This is a genomic window from Allomuricauda sp. CP2A, from assembly GCF_001683915.1.
In the GTDB taxonomy this organism is placed as follows: Bacteria; Bacteroidota; Bacteroidia; order Flavobacteriales; family Flavobacteriaceae; genus Flagellimonas.
Map to the genome: position 1 here is coordinate 20,397 of NZ_LXTT01000132.1, position 6,755 is coordinate 27,151.

Below are 6,755 nucleotides of genomic sequence, written 5' to 3' on the forward strand. Positions count from 1 at the left end.
TACAAAAAACGGTCATTTTTTAGATTTTGAAAAATGTATCTTGAAATAAATACGATATAATCTGAATATTGTGATTGTCCCTAACCAAAAAGTGGATGGACCTTTGCTCGATGAAAAGGAGGTGATCCTACACATCAAAAGGGAGGACACCATCCATCCGCTGATTTCTGGGAACAAGTACCGGAAACTCAAATACAATCTGCTGGAAGCCCAAACCCAGGGGCAAAAAACCCTGCTCACCTTTGGTGGGGCCTTTTCCAACCATGTTGCGGCGGTGGCCTGTGCCGGGCATGAACAGGGTTTCCAAACCATTGGGGTGATTCGTGGGGAAGAATTGGAAGGGAGTTGGCCAAACAACCCAACGCTGCAACGGGCCCATGAACACGGGATGCGGTTCCATTTTGTGTCGCGAAGTGCGTATCGGCAAAAAAATGAAACTCATTTTCTTCAAAAATTGAAAGATAGATTTGGAGCATTTTATCTGATTCCCGAAGGCGGCACCAATGAGCTCGCCGTGAAAGGCTGTACGGAAATCCTTTCTGGGGAAGACTCGGCTTTCGATTTTATTTGTTGTAGCGTTGGTACGGGCGGCACCGTGGCCGGACTCATCAATTCCATCCAACCGAACCAAACCGTTTTGGGCTTCCCGGCCTTGAAGGGTGATTTTTTAAAGGCGGATATCCGTACATTTGCGCAAAATGAACGTTGGCAATTGATTACCGAGTATCATTTTGGGGGCTATGCCAAAGTCACCCCAGCCTTGGTGCAATTCATCAACGATTTTAAAAAGGGAACTGGCATTCCTTTGGACCCTATTTACACGGGAAAGCTACTTTTTGGTATTTTTGAACTCATAAAGCAGGATTTTTTTCCGAAGGGAACCCAAATCTTGGCCATCCATACTGGCGGATTGCAAGGGATAAAAGGCATGAACCAAGTATTGGAACAAAAAAAATTACCGTTATTGGACGTATGATCAGGCGAATAGGATATGTACTTTTAGGGGCACTTTTGTTGACCGGTTGTGGCGCGAAGAAAAGAAGAACGACCCAAAGAAATGGGGCTCCCGTGGTGGTGCAGACGGAAAAACCGACCACAAGGACCACTTCTGATGTGGACACGGAGGTGACCAAGGATCTCTATCCAATGCCCGCCGATCCCGGGCGTTTTGAACGCTTCCCCATTTCCGATACCGAGGAATACATTGAAACCTTTGCCGAGATTGCCCAGTACGAAATGCGTGCGTTTGGCATTCCGGCCAGTATCACCTTAGCGCAGGGCATTTTGGAGAGCGGCTCCGGGCGCGGGGAACTCACTTTGAAGACCAACAACCACTTTGGTATTAAATGCCATACGGGTTGGCAGGGCGAATACGATTTTCACGATGATGATGCCAAGGGCGAATGCTTTAGAAAGTACAACCATCCCATGTTTTCGTTTCGGGACCACAGTATTTTTCTGTCCTCGCGTTCCCGTTATGCCTTTTTGTTCAATTACCGAAGGGACGATTATAAAAAATGGGCGCATGGCCTTCGACAAGCGGGGTATGCCACAGACCGTCATTATCCACAAAAATTGATTTCGCTGATTGAGCGCTACAACCTGCACCAATATGATGAGGATATGGTGCGCGGCGGTTTGGACACGGTTCGGGAACCTAAGCAATATGAAGTATTTACCCACGTAGTGGAAAAGGGCGATACGCTCTACGCCCTCTCCCGGAAATATGAAATCTCCGTGGATGAAATACAGCGGCTCAACAATTTAAACGACACCAACATTTCCATTGGACAGGTGCTGAACATCCGAAAGGAAAAAGCGAAATAAGAATACTACAAAAGCGTCAACCTGAACCTGCCTGCCTGCCGAATAGGAAGGTTTCAGGTTCTCATTACGCTAAACACCAATGATGATGAGATGCTGAAACAAGTTCAGCATGACGAGATAGCGTTGTCAGTTTGAGCCTGCCTTTCTCGGCAGACAGGCACAGTCGAGAACAACTTTAACAGGGATGACATCTCGACTGCGCTCGATGTGACATCAAGGACAGGACAACAAGCCGAACTGACCATTTTCCGTTTCCAAGAAAGTTACAGGATACGTACCTTTACGACCAAATCGTCATCCTGAGCAACGCGAAGGATCTCACAAAAGACTTTTGACAGTTTATGATGGGATGCTGAAACACCGTGCCCGGCAGCAGGCAGGAGTTCCGCATGACGGCGGATCTTAAAAATGGCAGAATAAACGAATAAAAGATTCCCATTTTCATGGGAATGACAAATAGTATATGATCTACCAACGAAGCAGTGCCCTCTTTGCGGAGGCGAAAAAATACATCCCCGGAGGGGTAAATTCCCCGGTACGGGCGTTTAAAGCAGTAGGGGGTGACCCCATTTTTGTAAAAGAGGCCAAGGGTGCCTACCTCTATGATGTGGATGGCAACCAACTCATCGATTACATTGCCTCTTGGGGGCCATTGATTCTGGGTCACGCCTTTGAACCCGTGATCAATGCGGTGGTTGAAAAGGCCAAAAAAGGCACTTCCTTTGGCATGCCCACCGAAATTGAGACCGAAATTGCCCAATTGGCGGTCTCCATGGTGCCGAATATTGACAAAATCCGGTTTGTGAACAGCGGTACCGAAGCTTGTATGAGTGCGGTGCGCCTCGCGCGCGGGTACACGGGCAAGGACAAAATCATCAAGTTTGCGGGCTGTTACCACGGTCATTCGGATGCGTTTTTGATCCAAGCGGGGAGTGGGGCCGTTACTTTTGGGAGTCCCAATAGCCCCGGGGTGACCCAAGGCACCGCCAAGGACACCCTTTTGGCGGATTACAACGATTTGGAAGGGGTACAAGCCCTTTTGGAAGCCAATAAAGGTGAAATAGCCGCGATTATCTTGGAACCCGTGGCAGGCAACATGGGGTGTATTATCCCTACCGATGAATTTATTCATGGCTTGCGGAAATTGTGCACCGAAGAAGGTATTTTGTTGCTTTTTGATGAGGTCATGACCGGTTTTCGTTTGGGCAAGGGTGGCGCACAGGAAGCCTTGGGCGTGGATGCCGATATGGTGATGTTTGGAAAAGTGATCGGGGGTGGATTGCCCGTAGGGGCCTTTGCCGCCCGAGCCGAGATCATGGCCCATTTGGCCCCGGAGGGGCCGGTGTACCAAGCGGGGACCTTAAGTGGAAACCCTTTGGCCATGAGTGCTGGACTCGCCATGCTCACCGAACTGAACAACCGCCCCGAGATTTTTACCAGCCTTGCCGAAAAAACGGAGTACCTGCACAAGGGCATTGCCCACGTATTGACCGAAAAAGGGGTGCCCCACCAGATCAACCGTTATGGCAGTATGATTTCTGTACATTTTACGGAAGACCCTGTGGTGGATTTTGCCTCCTCGGCCAAGGGCAATAACGATACCTTTAAAAAGTATTTTCATGGCATGTTGGACAATGGCGTGTATTTGCCCCCCTCTGCCTTTGAAAGCTACTTTCTCAATGATGCCCTGAGTTATGCCGATTTGGATAGGACGATTGAGGCGGTTCAAAAGGTGTTCTAGTCTATCTCAGCGCTTAATTACAAACCGTGTTCAGTTCTTGGTAATCCGATTTTGATACGGTGAGAATCTCCTGACTTGAGGCAATTTTGATGCAGCTCAAGGGCGGATTCCGATCTGCGCGTAGATCAACCAGTTCCAAGTTGTTGCTCACATCCAGACTGTTCAATGCATTGCTTGAAATATAAAGGTGCGTCAGCTTGCTGTTGTGTGCAAAGTCAACCGTTTGGAGGGTATTGTCCGATAGCAATACGGTTTCCAACAACAAATTGTTGCTCAGGTCAACAGCGGTGAGGTCGTTGCTTATCATAAAGAGGTTCTTGAGGTTGACGGCTCCACTGATGTCTATGGTCTTCAACAGGTTTTGGCCCATGTGCAACAGCTCCAAAGCGGCATTGTCCAGGTGCAGTTCTTCCATGTAGTTAAAGGAGAGGTATATTTTTTTCAATTGGGTGGCGTTGGATAGCCCGTCAATGGATTCCAGTTCATTGGACTCCATGTTCACGAGCAAGAGATTGGGGTTATTGCCCAGGTCAATACTGGTCAAATAATTGGCCTGAAGGTACACGGTGTCTAGCTTAGTGTTTGCACTTAAATCGATATCCGTGAGTTGCTGCCCGCCAGCGAACAGATACGTTAGGTTGACAAAACCTTCAATACCGGTCAAATCGCTGATGTCGCCAAAATTACCCGAAGGGTTAAGGTCCAAATGGCTTATGTTTTGGGCATCTGTGCGCAGCATTTGCTGGTTCACCACGCCATCCGAATCAATGCCCTGGTCTATTAAAACCGTTTCAAATTCTGGGTCTGGAATGCGTAAATAGGTGTCGTTGGGGTTGGGAGTGTCTTCACTTTTGGAGCATGCGGCAAAGAAATACAAGGCAAGGGCTACGATGGCGTAGACTTTTTTCATTTTTACGTTTTTTGATGATTGCCTACTAGACGGTTTTAGGGTTGGGTTGTTACGGAACCCGTTGGGTTTAGCGTTTTTTTAACAATTAGATTTCTCACGTTCCTTTCAGTCAGTTCGAAATGACCCTATTGCTCCTTTTTTATTCTTCAATTTTAATGGTCAATTTATTGTTCTCCGAAATGACGGTTATAGTTTTTCCCATTTCAAAACCGAGTTCCTCCAACCAACGTCCCTCAAGACGTATTTCAGGGACTTTGGTATTGTCCCATGTCCTACGTCTAAATTTGGAATGTATTTTCAGTTTGCGGGTCACTTGAAATCTATTTGTTCGGAATAACGAACACAATATATAAAGAAATTCTGGATATTCGGTATAGTGAACACGCAAAATGTTACATATTTGGTCAAATTGGGAACCCGGATTAAAGAGTTACGGGAAGAAAAAGGGGTTGACCAAAAATCGTTTGCTTTTGACTGTGGAATTGGTCGAACTCAATTGTATATGATTGAAAATGGAAAAACCAATCCGCGTCTTACCACTTTGTTGAAAATTTCAGAAGGTCTTGGGATTTCGGTTTCTGAACTCTTGAATTTGAGTTGAAATATCCAGAACTATTTTGGTAAGAAAGACGAGAACCTGTCTGCTGACAGTCAAGCAATTATTATAGCTTTTTTTGTCCTTAGTTATTATCTTTTTCAACTAAATTGTCAGGAACTGTTTCCCAAGTACTACATTTTCTATAAACCTGTCTTTTAAACGTTCTGAACACAGCTCTTGTATCAAAATCTGAGTTCGGAAAATGCTCTTCTAACGTGGCTTTAAGAGCTCGTCTAATTTCGTAATCTAACTTATCTAAGATAGCTTCAATTTTTATTTTAGCCATATCTGAATTTTTAATTAATAAATCCATTCCATTCAATTGCAGACCATCCTAATCTTGGAATTGGCGGAATCGGTGGAATTGGTGGTATCGGATGAATTGGTGGAATATTCTGAATCGGTGGAATCGGTGGAATGTTGGGGATTGGTGGTATTGGTCCATTTGTTGCTCCTCTAACAAATGCTACAGCATTTCCGTTTCTGTCTCGGAAAAACCCGTTTGTGAATGTTCCTTTATAGTTGGCTTGTAAATTAAATACAGCATTGTTACTTACAAACCCAATACTTCTTCCTTGTAGATTGAATAATTCCCGACCTCTAATCCAACTTATTGTTCGTCCTTGTCTGTCAAATATTGGTTCCATATGTTTTTTAATTATGTAAAACGGTCTCGGGTATGAGTAGTTGCGTGGTTTAACGGTTAACTTAGCAAGTACACACCAAAACTGAAAATCCGACAGGATTTTCAGAAGTAGCGGATAGTGGATAAAAAGCAATTATTTAGAGCTATTATTGACAATGTTTTATTTGATTAAATTTTTATTATGGGCGTACAAAAAGCCTTTATCAGTTGCTCTTACCCATCTTGTATCTGAACTCCATTTTACATAATCTAATTTTATCAATTTAGTAGCTAAAACTCTAAACATAGCAGTTGAAATATTTAAATTGTTAGCCACTCTCGTTGAATTTACAGAAGGGTCAACGCCTTGAAGATTAATAATCATAGATAATGTTTCATCTAAAAGCTTACTGTCCCCATCGAGTTCTTCTTTTTTTACAGCCTTGAAAGGATTATTTCCGACTGGTGGTTTTTCAAAAACAGGGGAATTATGAATTGTTCTTACCAAATCATCATAACTATATTCATAATCATCATCCTTTGAGAAATTAATATAAAGTTTGGTTTTTAGAAAAGTTGGAACTTTAATTTCCCCATTTTGTCTAATGATTGGTATTACTTTACTTTCATTTATTTTTTCTAGTAAATTGGAAGTAATAATCATTTTTTCGTATCCTACACCACCTGAACCTTTGTCTGCTTTGTCAACATATCTTTCAGTACAAATCATTAATATTTTATTAGCGTTTGAAAGATTTGTTTCCATAAAATGTGGAACATCGTCCCCAGCTTTTAACTCAAATTGGTCTATGATGGCATCTATTCCGTTATTTCGAAGTCTTATTGCTAATTCCAAACACCATTTTTTATGGTCTAAAGAGTCGTGAGAATATGAGATGAATACTTTTGGAACTAGCATTTATTTAATTATTGCCAACGGTCTCGTAAAACAGTCAGTTACGGGTTAAAAATTATTATCTTTCGGCAAAGTCTAGACTTAAGCAATTCCGACTGGATTTGGATGCAGTTGAATCCGACATAATTGTTTTATTAA

Annotated in this window: 9 protein-coding genes; 4 read left to right on the forward strand and 5 right to left on the reverse strand. The window is 43.5% G+C overall.

Annotated features, from left to right (window positions below; genetic code table 11):
* The first annotated feature begins 70 nt into the window (after positions 1-70).
* From A7D14_RS15935 to hemL, 3 genes are all read left to right on the forward strand, one after another.
* Positions 71-976: a 1-aminocyclopropane-1-carboxylate deaminase/D-cysteine desulfhydrase gene (locus A7D14_RS15935; protein WP_141673424.1), complete on the forward strand. Its 906-nt coding sequence runs from the start codon at positions 71-73 to the stop codon at positions 974-976.
* Positions 973-1,827: a glucosaminidase domain-containing protein gene (locus tag A7D14_RS15940; protein WP_067036903.1), complete on the forward strand. Its 855-nt coding sequence runs from the start codon at positions 973-975 to the stop codon at positions 1,825-1,827. Before A7D14_RS15935 ends, A7D14_RS15940 begins: the two co-directional genes overlap by 4 nt.
* A gap of 463 nt (positions 1,828-2,290) precedes the next feature.
* The gene (gene hemL, locus A7D14_RS15945) at positions 2,291-3,568 is read left to right on the forward strand and encodes a glutamate-1-semialdehyde 2,1-aminomutase (RefSeq protein WP_067036905.1); all 1,278 of its coding nucleotides are present in this window, start codon (positions 2,291-2,293) and stop codon (positions 3,566-3,568) included.
* A 13-nt stretch (positions 3,569-3,581) separates the two neighbouring features.
* On the opposite strand, the gene A7D14_RS15950 is transcribed toward hemL, so the two are convergent.
* Together A7D14_RS15950 and A7D14_RS19730 are read right to left on the reverse strand one after the other, a co-directional pair.
* The gene (locus A7D14_RS15950) at positions 3,582-4,478 is read right to left on the reverse strand and encodes a hypothetical protein (RefSeq protein WP_067036907.1); all 897 of its coding nucleotides are present in this window, start codon (positions 4,476-4,478) and stop codon (positions 3,582-3,584) included.
* A 139-nt stretch (positions 4,479-4,617) separates the two neighbouring features.
* Entirely contained in the window at positions 4,618-4,791 is a 174-nt protein-coding gene (locus A7D14_RS19730; RefSeq protein WP_083158130.1) for a SymE family type I addiction module toxin, read from the reverse strand.
* Positions 4,792-4,854: 63 nt separating this feature from the next.
* Between A7D14_RS19730 and A7D14_RS15955 the strand changes: the two genes are divergently transcribed.
* Positions 4,855-5,079 carry a helix-turn-helix domain-containing protein gene (locus tag A7D14_RS15955; protein WP_067036909.1) on the forward strand — a complete coding sequence of 75 codons (225 nt, stop codon included), beginning with the start codon at positions 4,855-4,857 and terminating at the stop codon, positions 5,077-5,079.
* A 79-nt stretch (positions 5,080-5,158) separates the two neighbouring features.
* Here the strand turns inward: A7D14_RS15955 and A7D14_RS15960 are convergent, their stop codons facing one another.
* The 3 genes from A7D14_RS15960 to A7D14_RS15965 form a co-directional block, all read right to left on the reverse strand.
* Entirely contained in the window at positions 5,159-5,389 is a 231-nt protein-coding gene (locus A7D14_RS15960) for a hypothetical protein (RefSeq protein ID WP_067036911.1), read from the reverse strand.
* Positions 5,373-5,723 carry a 4-fold beta flower protein gene (locus A7D14_RS20575; RefSeq protein WP_141673425.1) on the reverse strand — a complete coding sequence of 117 codons (351 nt, stop codon included), beginning with the start codon at positions 5,721-5,723 and terminating at the stop codon, positions 5,373-5,375. The genes A7D14_RS15960 and A7D14_RS20575 overlap by 17 nt, the downstream gene beginning before the upstream one ends.
* 159 nt (positions 5,724-5,882) lie before the next feature.
* Positions 5,883-6,620, reverse strand: a complete 738-nt coding sequence (locus A7D14_RS15965) for a toll/interleukin-1 receptor domain-containing protein (RefSeq protein WP_067036913.1) — start codon at positions 6,618-6,620, stop codon at positions 5,883-5,885.
* Between the last annotated feature and the right edge of the window lie 135 nt (positions 6,621-6,755).